Here is an 18,948-nt window from a genome sequence, read left to right as displayed (position 1 = left end):
CAGCCCCGCTAGCCAGTTCCAGGCCCCTACAACATGGCGAGAGACTGCTTTCGGCGCGGCGGCGGAAACGCCCGATCGAGTTCTGCCAGATCCTCCTGCGTCAACGCGATCGCGGTAGCCGCGGCGTTCTCCCGAACGTGCGCCACCGTCCCGGCCTTGGGAACCGCCAGAACATTCGGCAAACGCAGCGTCCATGCCAGCGCCACCTGCGCCGGCGTGCAATCCTGACGTTCGGCGACCGCGCGGAGAGCCGCGGAACGCAGCAATGCGCCGCCCTGCCCGACCGGCGAATACGCCATCACGGGCATGAAGGCGCTGCCCGCGTCCGGCAGAAGATCGAACTCGATGCCGCGATACTCCAGGTTGTAGAGAACCTGATTGGTCACGCAGCGTCCCGGTGGCGCGATCTCGCCCAGTTCCGCCATGTCGTCCACATCGAAATTCGATACGCCCCAGGCGCCGATCAGCCCTTCCGAACGCAGCGTTTCGAATGCCTCCACCGTTTCGGCGAGTGCCGTCGCACCGCGCCAGTGCAGCAACAGGACGTCGATCCGCTCGACGCCAAGCCGACGCAGGCTGTTCCGGCACGAGGACGCCACCTCGCGCCGCCCGGCATGTGACGGCAACACCTTGGTCACCAGCGTCACCTGGTCGCGCACGCCCGCAATCGCTTCCCCAACCAGTTCCTCGGATGCGCCGTCGCCATACATCTCCGCCGTGTCGATCAGTGTCATGCCGCATTCGATTCCGGCGCGCAGACTGGCAATCTCGCTTTTGCGGCGTGACGGATCTTCGCCCATTCTCCAGGTGCCCTGCCCCAGACACGGAACCTGCACGCCGTCACCGAGACGGATCAGACGGATCGGCGGCTCACGCATCGCGATGGACCGCCTTCTCGGTGTCCTCCCGGTCAGAATGCGGCAAGCCCTTCGCTTCGCCCTTCTGCGCATCGTCCGGCACGCCCTTGTCGGCACCCGGACCCTGCCGCTCGTCCCGCTCGCCGGGATTCTTTTTCGTGTCGTTCATTGCCGCCACTCCTTGTTCGAACAAGGATCAAACCCGGACGGCCACCGGCGGTTGCGTCATGCAGCCCTGGTCCAGCCCCGGGGCTCCTGCCGCCAGTAGGCGAGTGTCGCTCCGTCGGCCTTGGCAGCACTCCAGCGCAAACGCGCTTCGGCCACCGCCTCTGGATCGTTGCCATCGAACAGGTCGAACACACGCTCGAACAGCGCTCCTGCCGGCTGCGCGACGCCATCGAGCAGGAACAGGAAGCTGGCGCCGTTCGGCACGTCCTCGTCCGCCGTGATCCACACCGGCTGGATGTCTGCATCGCCGGTCGCGGACGTGCCATGCGGCAGCCAGACCGGCTCCGGCGCACGCCAGAGCGCTGCATCCAGTGCCGCGACCCGTGCGTCATCCCGGCAACGCACGACAGCCCGTTTGCTGGCCTGCAAGGTGCGGCCAAGCAGCGCCGGGAGAGCATCCTCCGCCGTGGTCCGGGTCAGATGGTAGAAGCCGATCTCACTCATCCGGCACAGACTCCGCGTGCAACCGTATCCATTATGCAGAACCGAAGCCCCTCGTAGTCGTTACCGAAACGGCCGACTGATTTCGAGCCCGTCAGGCTCGCCGTCGCCAAGGAGTTTCACGATGCCGACCCTGTCCACCTCGCGGTTGCTGCCCTGTGCCGCCGCTTCGCTCTTCCTGGCTGCGGTGCTTCCCGTGACGGCCCATGCGCAGCCGAACGACAGGACAGGCGTCGCCTCCACCTCGCACAAGACCCGGCACAAGGGCAACGCGAACCAGCCCGCTCCGACCGAGCATCAGACGATACCTCCGTCGGAGCGGCTCAAGGACGAGCCCAATCAGGTGAAGGAACAGGTAGCCCCCGTACCGACCGCGCCGATCAAGCCTGGCACTAACACGAACGCCCCCCCCGACGCGTCCAGACCGCATGGCGCCTGACCGTCTACTCGAACTTCGGTAACCGTTCCTTGAGAAAGGCGGGTTAAGCTCCGCCGTTCTCGAAGGAACGTCGAAGGCGATGCCGTCCAGTCCAGGTTTCATCCGGTGATCGTCTGGAACCGAATTCTCCGTGTGTTTCTTCTGATCGGGTTGCTGTGCGACGTGGGTGTCGCGCAGGCACAGCAATCCGTTTTCCGAGTCTACGGAGCGGATCAAGGACTGGTCAGCCTGGGCACGTCATGCGTTGCGCAGGACAGGCTGGGTTTCATTCTTGTCTGCACGGATAACGGTGTCTACCGTTTCGACGGGCACACTTTCGAACGCTATGCCAGGGCGAACCATCTTCCCGAGCGAGGCGTCAGCCAAGATGTGCGGCTCACGCCCGACGGGCATATTTTCTTGATTCAGGCCGGTCAGGTCTTCGTGGCAAAAGACCAGCTCGACCCGGTCTTCACAGCGGTACCGGGCGTCGAACCGGCAGACAGCGACTCCGGCGTGCGCACCGCGATCTTCGGCAACGATTTCCTCGTTGTTTCGAACCACGCTTTGTGGATCGCCCGCGCGTCCGGCAGCCCCGCTTCGGGCCTTCTTCTATCGAGCGCCCTGCTCGCTCGGTATCCTGCGCTGCGAACGATCACGGGCGTCGCGACTGCCGGAGAAACGGTGTGGCTCGGCTGCGCCAACGGCACGATCTGCCGTTTGCATTGCAAGACAGGGCCGATAGCAGCCGGCACGGATCGATGCGGTGACGTTTCGGTTTTCGGTCCCCATGAGGGGCTGGAGCCTCATGCCTGGCTGGCCCTTCTGGTCGATCATGCAGGAACGCTCTGGGCGCGTTCGCCCGAGCGCCTGCTCGAGCATCGCGCCGGCCAGACCGACTTCAGCGAGACCGCGATCCCGGGCGGCATCGGACGCTTCATCGGACGCACGTATCGCCTCGACATTGCCGAGGATCCACGCGGCCGTATCGTCACGCAAGGTCCGTCCGGCCTGCTGATCTTCGATCACGGACATTGGCAGAAGATCGATCGCAGTCACGGTCTTGCCGACGGCGAGATCGCCGCCATCACCTACGACCGGGACGGATCGCTTTGGCTGGCCATTCGCGGCCAGGGGCTGTTTCGGGCGATCGGATCGGGCGACTGGGAAAACTGGTCCGCGAATGACGGCATGTCGAACGACGTCTGCTGGCAGATGGATCGGCGGGAAGGCGAACCGCTCTGGGTCGCCACCGAAGCGGGCATCGACGGGATCGCGGCGTCGGGAATGGAACGCGTTCTTCGTCCGCCGCTCGCCGGCGCGAGCTACGCCGTCGCCGTTACGGACAAAGGCTGGGTTTGGGCAGCCAACCTTGCCGGGCTGCTGCGCCGCTACGATCCGGGAACCGGGCGGATCGACGCCTCGTTCGCTGTTCCCGTCGTCGACACGATGGCGATCGGCAAGGACGGATCGCTTCTCATGGCGACGCGAGACGGCATGTTCCGCATCCCGGATGCCGATGCCGCTTCGCCGGAACCTCCCGCGCCTGTACCGGGAACGCACGGCCATGTTCGCGCTTTCGCCGTCGATCCTGACGGAATGATCCTCGCCGGCATCGACAGCGCCCTGCTTCGGATCGATCCTGCGGGGCGTCTTGCCCCTGAAGTGGTCCAGAAACCGATCGCGCGGGCACCCCGGGTCGTGCTGTCCGTGTCGCGGGACGAGATCTGGATCGGCAGTGACAAGGACGGGTTGCAGCGCCTCTTCCTGTCAGGAGGCAAGGCCTCGAGGATGGTTCCGGTCGGTCACCCGGCAAACTCCAGCCAGGTGTTCGCTGCGGTCCGGGACACGCGGGGCTGGATCTGGATCGGCAGCGACCATGGCGTCGATGTCTGGAACGGTCGGGACTGGCGTCAGATCGGCGCGCAGGACGGTCTCGTATCCGACGATCTGAATGAGGGATCGATGCTGGCCGATCCCGACGGAACGCTCTGGTTCGGTACCGGCCATGGCTTGTCCCATCTGCTCGACCCGATGGCGATCTTCCGAGAGATCGATCTTCATCCGGTCATCACCGCCATCCATCTGGACGGACTCCCGCTTCGGAGCACGTCGATCCCGTGGTCGCACGCACGGCTGACGGTGTATTTCAGCGCACTGAACTACGCGCTCGGCGATACGATCCGCTTTCGATATAAGCTACAGGGCGTCGACAAGGATTGGGTCGAGACGGCCGATACGACCGTGCGCTATCCATTTCTTCCCGCCGGCCATCTGACGTTCAGCGTCCAGGCATTCGAACCGTCGCACCATCTCTCGTCGGCCCCCGTATCGTTCTCGCTTTTCGTGCGTCCGCCCTGGTGGGCGACCTGGTGGTTCCGCAGCCTGATCGCACTCGCGGTAATCGTCATCGCCACCATCGTCTGGCGTCTGCGCATCCGATACCTGATGGCACGCCAGCGTCAGCTCGAAGAGCTCGTGCGCCTCCGCACGGCGGAAATCGCCGAAGCTCATATCGCCCTCAAGGCGAAAGCCGCACGCGACGATCTCACCGGGCTGCTGAACCGGGAAACCATCACCATCATGCTGAAGGATATTCTCAACGATCCGACCCGCAGACAGGGGCTGGCGGTGGCGATGGCCGACCTCGACCACTTCAAATCCATCAACGACCGCTATGGCCATTTCGGCGGCGATACCGCCTTGCGACAGGTTTCCGCGCGCATGTCAAAGGCCGTGCAAGGCGAAGAATGCGCCGGCCGCTACGGCGGAGAAGAATTCCTGTTCCTCCTGGTCGGGCCAGACGACAAGACCGATCGCTTGTCCAGAATACGCGACGCCATCGTCGCCGCGCCGATCGCGATCGAAGACAAGGAAATCACGGTGACGTGTTCGTTCGGACTGACGATGCTGCTGCCGGAGGACGACCTCGACAGTCTGCTGCTGCGTGCCGATCGGTTGCTCTATCGCGCCAAGGCAGACGGCCGGAACAGGATCGTCACCGATTAGACAAGGCGTGCCGCAGCCTGGTCCAGGCCGTCTCGTCCGGCGGCAGACCGAAGCGCAGCCAGTCGGCGTGGTCCTCGAACCGGCGCGCCAGGAGTCCCGCTCCAGCCAGTAGCCTCCAGCGTTTCTGCGCATCCGGCACCGATGCCAGCCTGAACAGCGCGGTACCCCCGACCGCCGTCATACCGGTGTCGACAAGAAGCGCCTCCAGCCGACGCGACTCCCGGCAGGCTCGTTCGGCCGCCGCCTCGCGCCAGCGTCCGTCGGCGAGCGCCTGCGTCGACAGAATCAGCGCCGCACCGGAAACCGGCCAGGGCCCGAGCAACGCCGCCATCTGAGCCACCACAGACGGCTGGGCCAGCAGGGCACCGAACCTCACCCCAGCCAGACCATAGCTCTTGCCGAGCGACCGCAACACCACCACCCGCTCGAAACGGGCAAGCATCGAAGCCGCAGGCGGAACGCCGTTCTCCAGATCGGCATAGGCCTCGTCCACCACGAGCCAGCCTCCGATCCGCTGGCAGCGTTCCGCCAGCGCCTCCAGGCCACCTCTGTCGACCCGCCGCCCATCGGGATTGTTGGGGTTGCACAGCACCAGAACCGTATCCGCGGCGGCGGCATCGTGCAGCGCCTCGGCCGTTCCAGCCCGGCGCATGTCCGCCCCGGCCTGACGCCAACTGTGCTCATGCTCGGCATAGCCCGGATGCAGCACGCAAGCCTGCCGGCAGCGCAGCAGACGCGGCAGCAGCGAGATCAGCATCTGTGAGCCCGGCGCCAGACACACATGATCCGCATCGGGCGCGCCATAGGCACGAGCCGCGACCGCACGCAGCGCCGCCTCCTGCTCCGGTTCGGGCAGACGGTGGAACGCCGTATCCGGAATCGCGCCGATTGGATAGGCGAACGGGCTGATTCCCGTGGAGAGGTCGATCCAAGGCAGGGGCGCATCCGGAAAGGCGCGTTGTGCTGCGATCAACCGCCCGCCATGCACCGCCGCGGCTGCCGTGCTAGGGAGCGCGCTCACCATGCCCGCACGGTTCCGCACGGTTTCGAACGCTCCATGATCCAACCTCCCCTGGTGGCGACGATCGCAGCCCTCGTGGAAGCGGCAACCGGCTACCCGCCCACCCTATACCGCCTCATCGGCCACCCTGTCGGCTGGATCGGTGCATGGATCGGCCGGCTGGACCGTGGCCTGAACGACGACGCAGCCGCTCCGGCACGTCGTCGTATCGCGGGCGTCGTATCGGCGGGGCTGATCGTCGTTCTTCCCACCGGCGCCGCTCTGCTGGTGACGAAGGCTGCCGCCGCGTTTCTTCCGCATGCTGCATCGATCGTCGTGCTCGGCGTACTGGCTGCCACCCTGCCCGCGCAGCGCTCGCTGTTCACCCATGTACGCGCTGTGGCGGACGGGCTCGACCTCGGCATCGCCGCCGGCCGGCACGCGGTTTCCATGATCGTCGGCCGGGACGCGCAGGCTTTGGACGCGCCCGCCGTGTCGCGCGCCGCAATCGAAAGCCTGGCCGAGAACTTCTCTGACGGCGTGGTAGCGCCGCTGTTCTGGTGTGCGCTGTTCGGCCTGCCCGGGATCGTGTTCTACAAGGCCGTCAACACGGCGGACAGTATGATCGGCCACCGCACGGCACGACACGAGGCCTTCGGCTGGGCCGCCGCCCGGTTGGACGATCTGGTGAACCTCCCCGCCTCACGGCTCTCCGCATTGCTGCTCGCTCTCACGGCGCCGAAACGCACCGGCAACGCGATCCGCGCGGTACTCCGCGATGCGCGCCGGCACCGGTCGCCCAACGCCGGCTGGCCGGAAGCCGCCATGGCCGGCGCGCTCGGTCTGCGCCTCGCTGGCCCTCGTGCCTATCACGGCGTGATCGTAACGGATCACTGGATGGGCGACGGACGCGCCGACTGCACGGCTGCCGACATCCGTCGCGCCCTGGTCGTTTATCGCCGCGCCTGCGTGCTGCTCGTCGCCATGCTGCTCACCCTCGATCTCGCCTTTTGTTTCCACCGGTGGAGCCTCGCATGACCCCGCCCGCGTTCGACGATCGCTTCCGGGCACAGTTGCACGACCTGTTCGTGTGGCGACGCGACGTGCGCCATTTCCGGACCGATCCGCTGCCGGATGCCCTGATCGAGACCCTGCTCGACACCGCCCGTCTGGCTCCGTCCGTCGGCCTCAGCGAGCCCTGGCGCGTCGTGCGTGTTGGCAGCCGGCCGGCGCGCGAGGCCGTCCGCGCTGAATTCGCGCGCTGCAACGCCGACGCCCTCGCCGCCCGGACCGGCGACGATGCCGCACGCTATGCCCGGCTTAAACTCGCCGGGTTGGACCGCGCCCCGTTGCATCTCGCCGTGTTCGCGGAACCGGAGCCTGCGCAAGGCCGCGGCCTCGGCCGGCACACGATGCCGGAAACCACCAGCTTCTCCGCGGTTCTGGCGATCCACACGCTGTGGCTGGCGGCACGGGCGGAAGGTGTCGGCCTGGGCTGGGTGTCGATCCTGGCGCCGGACCGCATGAACGCGATCCTGGACGTGCCGGAATCCTGGCGTTTCATCGCCTATCTCTGCCTCGGCTACCCCGACGCGGATCACGCCACGCCGGAACTCGCCCGGGAAGGCTGGGCGCAGCGTCGCCCCGCCATGCCCGTGCTGGAGCGTTAGCTCTTCTTGCCGTCCTTGCCGCGCTTCAGCTCGTCCAGCACCGGCGCATGGTTCAGCAGCGCCACCAGTGCCGTTCCGGCGATCACGTTGCCCAGCATGGTCGGCGCGAAGAAACGCCACAAATAGTCATACACGCTCGCCTGGCCGATCCACACCCCGAACGCGCCCTCCACCGATCCGGCGATCGCATGCGGGAACTCGCACAGCGCCACCACATAGGTCAGCACGATGATGATGATCGGCCGTGACGGGCCGGCACCGGGCAGAAGCCAGACCATCAAGCCGATCAGCCAGCCAGCCGCGCCGGCCAGCATCGCCGTCTGCCCGAACGAATGCGACATGAGCTTGGCCGAGATGCTCTTCATCGCCTCGAAGGCCTCGGGTGAGACCACGCCGTGCCGCGACAGGATCCATGAGAAGATGAATGTGCCGATCAGGTTCGCCGCCAGGACGATCCCCCAGACACGCAGCGTCGCTCCGGCATCGCGCAGCGTCCGGCTCACCAGGGTCGGAATCAGCGCCGTCAGCGTGGTTTCGGTGAAAAGCTGCTGCTGGCCCAGGATGACGATCAGGAAGCCCAGGCTGTAGCCGAACCCATCCACCAGCCGCGCCCAGGGCGCTTCCGGCAGGCCGGCCTTGATGTAGGCCTGCGCCACGAAGGAGAAGCCGATCGAAAGTCCTGCGGCGAGACCAGACCAGGCCAAACCGTTGAAGGAGCGCCCCAGCTCCTTCTCGCCCTGCTCGCGCACCACCTCATGGATGACGAGCGAGCCGACCACGGCGGTCTTGCGCGCCTGTTCCTTCTCCTGCTCGTCCAGATGCGGCGAGTCCTCGCCTGCTTCTTCCGCCATCCGACCAGCTCCACGCTTGATCGTTGCAGAATGTCAGACCAGATCGCCGCGGTCCATGGCATCGAGAAAATCAGCGGCCCGTTCACGCAAGGCCGTCTGCTTGGCCGGCGCCATGCGTGCCCAACTCCGCACCGGCATGAACATACGCGGATTGGCCGACAGACGGTCCGAATGGCGGGCGATGAAATCCCAGTACAGGGCGTTGAACGGACACGCGCGCGGCCCGGTGGACTCTTTCACCGCATACTGGCAGTCGGCGCAGTAATCGCTCATCCGGTCGATATAGGCGCCGGACGCCGCATACGGCTTCGATCCCATGATGCCGCCATCGGCGAACAACGCCATGCCGCGCACGTTGGGCATCTCCACCCATTCGTAGGCGTCGGCGTAGACGATCAGAAACCATTCATCGACCGCATCCGGGTCGAGCCCGGCCAGCAGCGCGAAATTGCCGATCACCATCAAGCGTTGAATATGGTGCGCGTAGGCATTCTCCCTGGTGTCGCGAACCACGTTGCCGATGCAGTTCATCCGCGTCTCGCCGGACCAGAAGAACCAAGGCAGCCGGCGCACCGCGCCCAGCGCGTTGCGCCGTGCGTAATCCGGCATATGCAGCCAATAAAGCCCGCGCACGTATTCGCGCCATCCGAGCACCTGGCGGACGAACCCTTCCACCGCGTTCAACGGCGCCACCCCGTCGCGATACGCATTTTCCGCAGCGCGGCAAACGGAAAGCGGTGTCAGCAGCCCGCAATTCAGCGAGGTTGAGACGAGCGCATGGAACAGCACCGGATCTCCGGTACGCATGAAATCCTGCCAGTCGCCGAAATCCGCCAGCCGCTCGCTGACGAAATGATCCAGCGCCAGCGCCGCCAGCTCTGCCGTCACCGGCAGATCGAACCCGTCCGGCTCGCCGAAATGGTCGCCGAACCGCGCCGCCACCAGCGCCATCACCGCCCGCGTGATCTCGTCCGGCGGAAAGCGCGGCGGCTCCGGCGGCACGATCCCGCCCGGCATACGCTTTCGGTTGTCGTGATCGAAGTTCCAGCGCCCGCCCACCGGTGCGTCGTCGTCCATCAGAATGCCGTAGCGGCGTCGCATGTCGCGATAGAAGAACTCCATGCGGAGCTGCTTGCGGCTTCCCGCCCAGTGCCTGAATTCCCGCAACCCGCACAGGAAACGCGTATCGTCCAGGACCTCCACCGGCAGGCCGAGCCGTTCGTGCCAGCCGCTCATGATCTGCATCAGACGCCATTCGCCCGGCGCCGTCGCGATCACGCGTTCCGGTTTCAGCGCCGCGATCGCGCGCCGCATCTCGCTCTCGATCGCATGCGTGTTGTCCGGGTCGTCGAGCGCCGTGTAGCGCACCGTCACACCGCGATCGCGAAGCCGCGCCGCGAAATGCCGCATCGCCGACAGCACCAGAACGATCTTCTTGGCGTGGTGCCGCACATAGGTGCACTCGTCGTCCACCTCCGCCATCACGACCACGTCGCGACGGGGGTCGAGCCCGTCCAGAGCCGACAGATCGTCGGAAAGCTGATCGCCCAGCACCAGACGGAGTGTGCCGACCGCCCTCTTCACGGCGCACGGCGCCGCAACAATAGCCGCACCGAACCGACATTGCGGGCATGAGGATGCACCGCCGCCAGAATCAGCGGACGCAGATCGGCCCGTGCCAGCCAGTGCGGCAGTTCGCGTCGCAGGATGCCGCCTTCCGGCCCGCTCCCGGCGCCGGTGATGATCTCGACGCAGCGCAGACGATCCGCATGCGCGCGCAACAGAAAGCCGTGCAGCAGCCCGAACGCCGTTTCCGCGTGGCGCCCGTGCAGATCGAGCCGTCGCTGCGGCCGCATCTTGCCGTTGCCCAGCATACGCCAGCTCGTGTCGTCCAGCCCGCCCTGACGCTCGCCGATCACCAGGAAAGGGTCGGCTGGCCGGACTCTCGGCGCCGGCACGCGCATCGCGACCCGTGCGGGCTCCGGAGCATCGGGCTTGGGAGATACAGCAGCCGGCGTTTCCGCCGCTTTCGGCATCGCCCCGGGACGCAGCGGCCGCACGCCGCGCATCGTCTCGAACCAAAGTGACAGCTCGCCATCGCGAAGCCGGCGCGCCGCCATGCTCGATTCCCTTCCGCCGATACACCCATGTACGCGCCGTCGCGTATCATCTCACGCCGTTCCGCCCGGTTCCAGCACCGTCGGATCCCGGCGCCGCTTCTGGACCACCACGCCGGGACACGCCTAAATGAACGCCGTGCGCATGCGGTTCCCGATCCTGGCCCTGCTTCTGGTGGTCGTCGTTCTCGCCCTGTGCTGGCGCGGCGACCGCGTGCAGCCGCTCGACCGTTACGACCAGCGCTTCTATCTCGGCATCGCCTTCGATTTGCGCCACCATCACCGCTTCACCGACGGTTTCTTCTTCGCCGGTGGCAACGACCGGACCGAACGCCCGTCCGGCATGCGCTTCACCCCGCTTTATCCGGCCCTCCTGGCCGCCGCCGCCTCGGTGTCGCCTTCGTTCGCCGCCAGCACCGACTGCCTCGTCGCGCAGGGCGGCGACGCCGCGGGCTGCACGCGCGACACCGGCCCGATGCGCCCGGTGCAGTTCGCCATGCTGGCGGCGACGTTCTGGATGGTCTGGTGGCTCGGCAGCCGGATCGGCCGGCCGCGCACAGGCTGGATCGCCTTGCTTCTTCTGCTGCCCACCGCCCCGCTGCTGCTGCTGTCCGTCGACTACATGATGACGGAAACGATCAGCCTGTTCCTGGTCGTGCTCGCGCAGAGCTGCGCGGTCGCCGCGACCCTGCCCGGATGGCGTGCAGGCCGCTGGGCCCTCGGCGCCGGACTGGCGCTCGGTTTCGCCACGCTGGCACGACCCGCCTTCGAACTTCTGGCGGGCGTGTCGATCCTCGCCGCCATGGGCGCCGCCTTCCGTCACGAATCCGCCCGGAAGCCCGCCCTGGTGTTCACCATCGGCGCCGTTCTCCCGGTCGCCGCCTGGGTCGGCCGCAACGCCGCCGTCATGCACCGAGCGTCGCTCACCTTCGGCTACGCCTCGCACACCTTCGTGCAGCGGCTTTCGTTCAACAGCATGGACTGGCGCGAATACGGCCGGTCCTTCGTCTGCTGGATGCCGGACGGCAACGGCCTCGGTAGCCTCCTGTTCGGCCGACACGCCTGCGATCGCTTCGGCTGGGACGATCATCCGAACAGCTTCTATGCCATCGGCATCGGCCCGATGCTGCAGGACACGCTGCATCGGGCCGGGGGCTGGGCGCATCACGGCGCCTATCTGGTGCGGCACTTCCTGCTGGCCGATCCGCTGCACCAGATCGGCTGGCATCTGGCCGTCACCCTGCCCTTGTTTCTGCGCGGGCTGTTCGTGGACCACTGGTGGGGCTTCGTTCTCTCCATCCCCCTGGTCGCGGTGACGATCCGTGCCTTACGCCGCAGCGTCGGAACCGTCCCGTCACTGCCGGCACGCCGTTTCCTGCTGGTTGCCCTGCCGGCATGGTTCATGTTGCTCGTCAACGCTGCCGTAGCCGTGAACCAGACCCGATACAACCTGATGCTGGTCGCGCCCCTGGCAATCGCCGGCGCCCTGGCGATCGATGCCCCGCGCAGAAAGCCGATCCGGGTTGCGCGCCAGGATGCCCGGTACAGTTGCGGATCGAACTGAACTACGGGAAGAAAACGAAACAAATCATCCGGAAACGCATGCAGGATCGCATTGATCGTCGGACCCGGATCGCTCTCGGATGGGCGGTTCGTTTGGGCAGCCTGTTCGCGGCGCTGCTGGGGGCGCTCACGCTGCTCGGATGGCTTGTCCTGGCGCTCGGCCGGCACGCAGCCCTGCCGCATCCTTTGATGGCGCCGACCACGGCGATCGGTTTGCTGCTGTGCGGCTCGTCTCTGGCGCTGCTGCGGGCCGGCCGCCGCCGCGCCTCCGCAGCCTTCGCCCTGGGGCTGCTCATCCTGGCCACCGCGCTCGGCTTTCTGCGCCTGCTCGGGTTCGACGATCCGCTCTCCGCCTATCTGCTGGGCGGGTTGCGGCCGGTTTCGAACGGGCATCCGGTCCGTATCGCCGGCAGCAGCGCCGCCTGCCTGATCCTGTTCTCGTCCGGCATGCTCGCCATGACCAGCAACTGGCGCCGCCGGCGTCAGGTTCTCACGGCGATGTCGCTGGTCGGCCTCACGCTGACCGGCCTCACACTGATCTTCTACGCTTACGACGTCGATCCGGTCTCCATCCTCGGTATCGCCCAACATATGTCGCCGCATACGGCGCTCGGCCTGTTCGTCCTGTTTCTGGTCAGCTTCGCCATCGAGCCGGAACACGGCTGGCTGCCGATGCTGATGTCGGGCAGACCCAGCGCGCGCGCATCCCGGGCGCAGATCATGCTGGTGGTGACGATCCCGCTGGCCGCCGGCTTCCTGCTGCTGCGCGGCGAACGCGCCGGGGTGATCACGCTCAATGCAGGAATGGCCGCCATGGTGATCTGCACGATCGTGCCGCTGGTGATCCAGATCCTTCTCGACGGACGCAGGCTGGACCGGCTGGAAACCCGACGGCAGGCCGCGGTGGCGGCTGAAGCGCTTCTGAGCAGCGAGCTGGAACGGCGCGTTTCCGACCGCACCGCAAGCCTCGCCCAGAGCGAAGCATGGCTGCGCGGTTTCGTGCATCAATCGGTGGACGGGCTGGCCCTGTTCCGGCTCGACCGCGACGGCGGCCTGCATATCGAGACGCTCAGCCCGTCTCTGGTCGGCCTCTACGACGTCGCCACGGACGATACCCTGCCGCAAGCAGCAAGAAGCGTCCTGCCGCCCGACATCCTGACCGAGTTGCAGGCCCATATCGCCACCTGCATCGCCACGCGCGCCCCGCATCGCTACCGCGCCCATCGCGCGACCACGCAGGGGCTGCGGATGCTGGACGTGATCCTGGCGCCGATCGCGCTGGAAGGGCTGGTGTCCGACCAGCTCTTCGCCGCCTCCGTGCGCGACATCACCGAAGCCGAACAGCGGGAAGAACAGCTTCGGCAAAGCCAGAAGATGGAGGCGGTGGGCCAGCTGACCGGCGGCCTTGCCCATGATTTCAACAATCTTCTCACCGGCATCTCCGGCAATCTGGAGATGATCCAGGCCCGCCTGTCGCAGGGGCGCACGGACGACGTCGAGCGCTATCTCACCACGGCGCAGGAGGCCGGACGGCGTGCGGCCGCCCTCACCCACCGGCTGCTCGCCTTCTCGCGGCGCCAGACGCTCGACCCGCGCCCGGTGGAGATCGACCGGATCATCGCCAGCATGGAAGACCTGATCCGCCGCACCATGGGCCCGGCGGTCACGGTGATCGTCCGCCCGTCGCCCCTGCCCTGGACCAGCCTGATCGACGCCAACCAGTTCGAGAACGCCCTGCTGAATCTCTGCCTGAACGCACGCGATGCCATGCCGAACGGCGGCAGGCTTACCATCACCACCTTCAACGACGTGGTGACGGGCGACGGCACCCTGCCCGACCTGCCGGCCGGCGACTACGTGCGCGTGCGGGTCGCCGATACAGGCGTCGGCATGAGCCCGGATCTGGTCGCGCGTGCCTTCGATCCGTTCTTCACCACCAAGCCGATCGGTCAGGGCACAGGGCTCGGTCTCAGCATGATCTACGGTTTTGCGCGACAATCCGGCGGACGCGTCGAGCTGTTGAGCGAACTCGGACGCGGCACCTTCGTCGATCTGCAACTGCCACGGCAATCCGGGATCGTCCCATCGCAGACGGGGCCCTCCGAAGCCCTTTCGGAGCCGGTCGCGGGCGGCGGACGCACCGTCCTGGTGGTGGACGACGAACCGGCGATCCGCATGCTGGTGCGCGACATCCTGTTCGAGCGCGGATACCGGGTGCTCGAAGCCGAGGACGGGATCGGCGGCCTCAAGATCCTGCGTTCGCGCGAAACCATCGACCTGCTCGTCACCGATGTGGGACTGCCGAACGGCATGAACGGACGGCAACTGGCCGACGCCGCACGCGGCCTGCGCGAAGGCCTCAAGGTCCTGTTCATCACCGGCTATGCGGAAACCACCGTGCTCGGCGACGGCGCGCTGGACCAGGGCATGGAGGTGTTGACCAAGCCCTTCACCATCGCCCGGCTGATGGATCGCGTCGGCGCGCTGGCTCAACCCGCCGAACAGCGGGCCGAACCGGGTTGACGCGCCGACCCCGGCAACCGAGCCGCGAGCCGCCGCCGGCCACGATCAGTGCGGCAGAACCGCATCCCATTCATGTCCCGGCGCGGGGCGTTTCTGCGCGCGATCAGAGGCGAGCAACAGATACACCGCCGGCAGCACGAACAAGGTGAACACCGTGCCGATGGACAAACCGGCCGCGATCACCAGCCCCATCACGAAACGCGACGCGGCGCCGGCTCCGGTCGCCAGCACCAGCGGCAGAACGCCCAGCACCATCGCCGCCGTGGTCATCAGGATCGGACGCAGACGCACCGCGCAGGCACGCTCGATCGCCGCCCGACGGCTGGCGCCGGCCAACTGCTCCTCCTTGGCCACCTCCACGATCAGGATGCCGTGCTTGGAGATCAGCCCCATCAGCGTCACCAGCCCCACCTCCGTGAACAGGTTGATGGTCGCGCCGCCCACACCCAGCCAGACGAACAACAGAGCGCCCGCGATCGACATCGGCACGGACACCAGAATGATCAGCGGATCTCGGAAGCTTTCGAACAGCGCCGCCAGCGCCAGATAGGTGATGATCACCGCCAGAGCGAAGGTCGCCGCGAAGCCGCCGGTCTCGGTGACGAACTGGCGCAAACCGCCGGTGGTATCGGTGGCATAACCCGCCGGCAGCAGCTCCGCCGATAGTTTCTGCAGATAGTCGTAGGCCTGTCCCTGGGTCACGCCGGGCGCAGGCAGCGCTTCGATGGTGGTCGAGGCGAGCTGCTGAAAATGGGCGATGGATTCCGGCACCACGCTGTTGTGCAGGCTGGCGACCGAACCCAGCGGAATGGCGATGCCGTTCACGGACTTGATCGGGTAGTTCAGCAATTGCTCAGGATCGAGGCGGAAGCGGCGCATCACCAGAGGCTCCACCTTGTAGGACCGCTGATCGGCGGAGAAGAACCCGGTATAGCCGCCGCCCAGCAGGGTGTTCAGCGAACTGCCCAGATCGGCCAGAGTGAGATTCAACGCCGACAGCTTGGCCCGGTCCACCACCACCGTGGTCTGCGGCTGGTCGATCTTCAGATCCTTGTCGACATAGGCGAACAAGCCGCTGGCGCGCGCCCGGGCGACGAAGGTGTCCGAGATCGCGCCGAGCTGGTTGAAATCACCCGTACCCTGCAGGACGTATTCGACCGGCAGACCGTGCGAGCCCGGCAGATAGCCCGGCACGTAGATCGCCATCTGCGCACCCGGAATCTGCGTCAGCTGCTGCTGCACCTGATCGGCGATGGTGAACACGGAGCGGGTGCGCTTGTCCCACGGCACCAACTCCATGCCGCCCTGCACGCTCGGAGCGGAATCCACATGCCACCAGTTCCGCATCTCCGGAATGTGGTAGATCTTCGAGATCGCAGGTTCGTATTTCGCCAGCTCGTCGCTGGTGGAATCCGGGGCGCCGCTGCCCGACATCTGCAACTCGCCGGTATCCTCGCGCGGAGACAGCTCGTGCTGCGCGTGGCTGTAGAAGAACCACGCGCCCACCAGCACCAGCGCACCGACCGTCAGCACCACGGGTTGCAGACGCAACGACACACGCAGCGCAGAAAGATAGACGCGCTGCACGCCGTCCAGGGCACGCTCGCTGATATGCTCCATACGTTCGCTCAACGGCACCTTCTGACCCGGTGCGGCGCGCGCACGCAGCAGGCGCGAGCTCATCATCGGCGACAAGGTCACCGCCAGCAGCGCCGACATCGTCACCGACCCCGCCAGGGTGAACGCGAATTCGATGAACAACGCCCCGGTCAAACCGCCCTGCAGGCCGAGCGGCACATAGGCCGCGATCAGCACCACCGTCATCGCCAGAATCGGTTGCAGCAGCTCGCGCGCGGCGGCGGAAGCGGCGGCGATCGGCCCCTGCCCCGCCGCCAGATGCCGGTTCACGTTCTCCACCACGATGATGGCGTCATCCACCACCAGGCCGATCGCCAGAACCAGCGCCAGCAAGGTCAAAAGATTGATCGAGAACCCCATCAGCGACATCAGCGCGAAGGTTCCGATTAGGGACAGGGGAATGGTGACCAGCGGCACCAGCACCGAACGCGGCGATCCCAGAAAGGCGAACACGACCAGCGCCACGATCACCAGGGATTCCGCCAGCGTGATCACCACCTCGCGGATGGACTCGCGAATGAACACGCCGGTATCGTCGATCACCGAAAGCGTGATCGCCGGCGGCAATTGCTGGCGCAGCTGCACCACCTGCGCTTCCAGGTCGCGTGCCACGGACAGGGTGTTCGCTGTCGGCGTCGGGCGGATGGACACGTAGACGCCGCTGTGACCGTCGGCGATCACGTGGAACGTGTCCGGATCGCCGCCGAGTTCCACCTTCGCCAGATCGCCGAGACGGATGATGTGCAGCTTGTCCTGCCGGATCACCAGGTCGCGAAACTGTTCGACGGTATGCAGACCGGACGTCACGTTCAGGTTGATCGTCACCGCGCTGCCGAGCGTGCTGCCGATGCCCGAAACGAAATTGTTGTTGGCCAGGGCGTTGTAGACGTCGGACGGCGACATGCCGAAGGCGGCGATCTTGGCCGGATCGAGCCAGACGCGCATCACCACGTCCGGCGCGCCCTGAACGTTCACGCTCTGCACGCCGGGCACCGCCTGGAAGCGCGGCGCCACGACACGGCGCACGTAATCCGCAACCTGCGTCGGCGTCAGTTCCGAGCTTTGCAGCGCCATATCCAGAACTTCCTGTCCGGACGAATACATCTGGATGGAGGGCTGCTGCACGCCGGCCGGAAAGTGCGACGTCGCCGCCGTCACGTAGGACTGGATCTCCGCCAGAGCGCGCGCCGGATCGTAGCCGAGCTTCAGCTTCACCACGATGTCGGAATTGCCGATCGCCGAGGTCGACGACATGTAGTCGATCCCCTGCGCCTGGCTGATGCTGGCTTCCAGAGGCGTGGTGACGAAGCCGGCGATCGTGTCGGGATCGGCGCCGTAATAGTAAGTCTGGACCTCGATAGTCCCGTAGACCGTGTGTGGAAACTTCTCGACCGGCATGGATTGCTCGGCACGCAGGCCCAGCACCAGAACGAGGATCGACACGACGCAGGACAGCACCACGCGCCGGATGAACAGGTCTGTCACGACCATGACGGATGCTCCCTATTCTTCTTCAGGCGACGGAGTGAGGCTCTCGGCGGGCTTCACGTCGTTGTTGATCGTGACGGCGCTGCCGTTGCGAAGCTTGAACAGACCGACGGTGACGATGTGCTCGCCCGGATGAAGCCCCGTCTCCACCAGCACCAGATCGCCGCGCCGCGCGCCCAGCGTCACCACGCGCGAGGTCGCGACGAACACCCCGGCCTTCTTCGGATCTGGCGTCAGCACGTAGACGAAATTGCCGTAGGGGTTGAACGAGATCGCCCCCTGAGGCACCGCGATCCGCGGCGTGACGCTGCCGACATTCAGATGCGACACGGCGAACATGCCGGGCAGCAGCGCACGATCCCCATTCTCCAGATCGGCCCGCACCGACACCATGCGGCTCGCCTGATCGATCCGGCTGTCCAGCGCCGCGACCTTCGCATGGAATATGCGGTTCGGCCAGGAATCGACCGTGACGTCGACGGTCTGTCCGTCCGAGATACGCGCGAAATCCTGCTGCACGACGTTGAAATCGACATAAAGATGATCAAGCGCTTCCAGATTGGCGATCGTCGTTCCTGCCGGCAGATACTGCCCCAGATCCACCTGCCGGATGCCGAGCTTGCCGCTGAACGGCGCGCGCACGATCTTCTCTTCGATCTGCTGCTGCTGCGCTGCGACCTGGGCTTCGTATTGTCGCAGATTGGCGTTGTCGAGATCGAGAGTCGCCTGGCTGATCGCCTGCACCGCGAACTGCTTCTTGTCGCGCGCCACGTTGGCCTGCCACAGGCTCACCAGCGCCTGGAGCTGCTGCAGCTTCGCCGTGTCGTCATACAGGCGCAGGCGCATCAGCACGGCGCCGGCCTTCACCTCGTCGCCGGACCGGAAATCGATCTCGTCGACGATCCCGGGCACCTGCGCGGACAGATCGGCCCCCTGCACGGCACGGATCTGGCCGAAAGCCTGCAGGCTGTCCTGCCAGGGGCGGTTCGCCACCACCGCATCCGACACCACCACCGGCGGCTCCGCCGGCTGCGCGGCGTTCGACGCGGTCTCGTGGCGATGCGTGTAGCGCCAGGACGGATAGCCCAGCACCACCACGACGATCAGAAACAGGGTCAAGGCGCGCATCGGCGTCATGCGAGAGG

The 18,948-nt window shown here is 66.4% G+C and carries 15 protein-coding genes; 6 read left to right on the top strand and 9 right to left on the bottom strand.

All coding sequences use genetic code 11. From position 1 onward, the window contains the following. Positions 1-26: 26 nt before the first annotated feature. The 3 genes from ACZ5BM_RS01220 to ACZ5BM_RS01210 are packed head-to-tail and all read right to left on the bottom strand — an operon-like array spanning position 27 to position 1,529. Entirely contained in the window at positions 27-863 is an 837-nt protein-coding gene (locus ACZ5BM_RS01220; RefSeq protein ID WP_498911435.1) for an aldo/keto reductase, read from the bottom strand. A 7-nt stretch (positions 864-870) separates the two neighbouring features. Continuing rightward, positions 871-1,026, bottom strand: a complete 156-nt coding sequence (locus tag ACZ5BM_RS01215; RefSeq protein WP_498909514.1) for a hypothetical protein — start codon at positions 1,024-1,026, stop codon at positions 871-873. A gap of 56 nt (positions 1,027-1,082) precedes the next feature. Next, on the bottom strand, positions 1,083-1,529 hold the full coding sequence (locus ACZ5BM_RS01210) for a DNA polymerase III subunit chi (protein ID WP_498909512.1): 447 nt from the start codon (positions 1,527-1,529) through the stop codon (positions 1,083-1,085). Positions 1,530-1,650: 121 nt separating this feature from the next. Here ACZ5BM_RS01210 and ACZ5BM_RS01205 point away from each other — a divergent pair, with 121 nt between their 5' ends. Beyond that, positions 1,651-1,965, top strand: a complete 315-nt coding sequence (locus ACZ5BM_RS01205) for a hypothetical protein (RefSeq protein ID WP_498909511.1) — start codon at positions 1,651-1,653, stop codon at positions 1,963-1,965. A gap of 423 nt (positions 1,966-2,388) precedes the next feature. Then, the gene (locus ACZ5BM_RS01200) at positions 2,389-4,953 is read left to right on the top strand and encodes a ligand-binding sensor domain-containing diguanylate cyclase (protein ID WP_498909510.1); all 2,565 of its coding nucleotides are present in this window, start codon (positions 2,389-2,391) and stop codon (positions 4,951-4,953) included. Here the strand turns inward: ACZ5BM_RS01200 and cobD are convergent. Continuing rightward, positions 4,943-5,977 (bottom strand): threonine-phosphate decarboxylase, encoded by a 1,035-nt coding sequence (gene cobD / locus ACZ5BM_RS01195; protein WP_498909509.1) that lies wholly within the window; start codon positions 5,975-5,977, stop codon positions 4,943-4,945. The genes ACZ5BM_RS01200 and cobD overlap by 11 nt on opposite strands. A 33-nt stretch (positions 5,978-6,010) precedes the next feature. Here cobD and cbiB point away from each other — a divergent pair, with 33 nt between their 5' ends. Together cbiB and bluB are read left to right on the top strand one after the other, a co-directional pair. Further along, complete coding sequence (gene cbiB, locus ACZ5BM_RS01190) at positions 6,011-6,991, top strand: cobalamin biosynthesis protein CobD/CbiB (RefSeq protein ID WP_498909508.1); 981 nt, start codon at positions 6,011-6,013, stop codon at positions 6,989-6,991. Continuing rightward, positions 6,988-7,623, top strand: coding sequence for a nitroreductase family protein (bluB, locus tag ACZ5BM_RS01185; protein ID WP_498909507.1), 636 nt, complete (start codon positions 6,988-6,990; stop codon positions 7,621-7,623). Before cbiB ends, bluB begins: the two co-directional genes overlap by 4 nt. Here bluB and ACZ5BM_RS01180 read toward each other — a convergent pair. Genes ACZ5BM_RS01180 through ACZ5BM_RS01170 form a run of 3 tightly spaced genes read right to left on the bottom strand, consistent with a single transcriptional unit; the run spans position 7,620 to position 10,594 of the window. Further along, on the bottom strand, positions 7,620-8,474 hold the full coding sequence (locus ACZ5BM_RS01180) for a formate/nitrite transporter family protein (protein ID WP_498909506.1): 855 nt from the start codon (positions 8,472-8,474) through the stop codon (positions 7,620-7,622). The genes bluB and ACZ5BM_RS01180 overlap by 4 nt on opposite strands. Before the next feature lie 33 nt (positions 8,475-8,507). Then, positions 8,508-10,058, bottom strand: coding sequence for a cryptochrome/photolyase family protein (locus ACZ5BM_RS01175; RefSeq protein ID WP_498909505.1), 1,551 nt, complete (start codon positions 10,056-10,058; stop codon positions 8,508-8,510). Beyond that, entirely contained in the window at positions 10,055-10,594 is a 540-nt protein-coding gene (locus tag ACZ5BM_RS01170) for a Smr/MutS family protein (RefSeq protein ID WP_498909504.1), read from the bottom strand. Before ACZ5BM_RS01170 ends, ACZ5BM_RS01175 begins: the two co-directional genes overlap by 4 nt. A gap of 127 nt (positions 10,595-10,721) precedes the next feature. On the opposite strand from ACZ5BM_RS01170, the gene ACZ5BM_RS01165 reads away from it, so the two are divergent. Then, on the top strand, positions 10,722-12,155 hold the full coding sequence (locus tag ACZ5BM_RS01165; protein ID WP_498909503.1) for a glycosyltransferase family protein: 1,434 nt from the start codon (positions 10,722-10,724) through the stop codon (positions 12,153-12,155). 38 nt (positions 12,156-12,193) lie between these two features. Then, the gene (locus ACZ5BM_RS01160; RefSeq protein WP_498909502.1) at positions 12,194-14,677 is read left to right on the top strand and encodes a PAS domain-containing hybrid sensor histidine kinase/response regulator family protein; all 2,484 of its coding nucleotides are present in this window, start codon (positions 12,194-12,196) and stop codon (positions 14,675-14,677) included. A 45-nt stretch (positions 14,678-14,722) separates the two neighbouring features. Here the strand turns inward: ACZ5BM_RS01160 and ACZ5BM_RS01155 are convergent, their stop codons facing one another. After that, on the bottom strand, positions 14,723-17,806 hold the full coding sequence (locus tag ACZ5BM_RS01155; protein WP_498909501.1) for an efflux RND transporter permease subunit: 3,084 nt from the start codon (positions 17,804-17,806) through the stop codon (positions 14,723-14,725). A 12-nt stretch (positions 17,807-17,818) separates the two neighbouring features. Beyond that, positions 17,819-18,940, bottom strand: a complete 1,122-nt coding sequence (locus ACZ5BM_RS01150) for an efflux RND transporter periplasmic adaptor subunit (protein WP_498909500.1) — start codon at positions 18,938-18,940, stop codon at positions 17,819-17,821. Positions 18,941-18,948: the final 8 nt, after the last annotated feature.

This window comes from Lichenicola sp. GTC18331 (genome assembly GCF_055386855.1).
This window is presented reverse-complemented; position numbering and strand designations above follow the sequence as displayed.

Coding starts and splice junctions, on each gene's coding strand:
- ACZ5BM_RS01215 (WP_498909514.1), bottom strand. CDS start 1,026: ATGAACGACACGAAAAAGAATCCCGGCGAGCGGGACGAGCGGCAGGGT.
- ACZ5BM_RS01210 (WP_498909512.1), bottom strand. CDS start 1,529: ATGAGTGAGATCGGCTTCTACCATCTGACCCGGACCACGGCGGAGGAT.
- ACZ5BM_RS01205 (WP_498909511.1), top strand. CDS start 1,651: ATGCCGACCCTGTCCACCTCGCGGTTGCTGCCCTGTGCCGCCGCTTCG.
- cobD (WP_498909509.1), bottom strand. CDS start 5,977: ATGGTGAGCGCGCTCCCTAGCACGGCAGCCGCGGCGGTGCATGGCGGG.
- cbiB (WP_498909508.1), top strand. CDS start 6,011: ATGATCCAACCTCCCCTGGTGGCGACGATCGCAGCCCTCGTGGAAGCG.
- bluB (WP_498909507.1), top strand. CDS start 6,988: ATGACCCCGCCCGCGTTCGACGATCGCTTCCGGGCACAGTTGCACGAC.
- ACZ5BM_RS01180 (WP_498909506.1), bottom strand. CDS start 8,474: ATGGCGGAAGAAGCAGGCGAGGACTCGCCGCATCTGGACGAGCAGGAG.
- ACZ5BM_RS01170 (WP_498909504.1), bottom strand. CDS start 10,594: ATGGCGGCGCGCCGGCTTCGCGATGGCGAGCTGTCACTTTGGTTCGAG.
- ACZ5BM_RS01165 (WP_498909503.1), top strand. CDS start 10,722: ATGAACGCCGTGCGCATGCGGTTCCCGATCCTGGCCCTGCTTCTGGTG.
- ACZ5BM_RS01160 (WP_498909502.1), top strand. CDS start 12,194: ATGCAGGATCGCATTGATCGTCGGACCCGGATCGCTCTCGGATGGGCG.
- ACZ5BM_RS01155 (WP_498909501.1), bottom strand. CDS start 17,806: ATGGTCGTGACAGACCTGTTCATCCGGCGCGTGGTGCTGTCCTGCGTC.
- ACZ5BM_RS01150 (WP_498909500.1), bottom strand. CDS start 18,940: ATGACGCCGATGCGCGCCTTGACCCTGTTTCTGATCGTCGTGGTGGTG.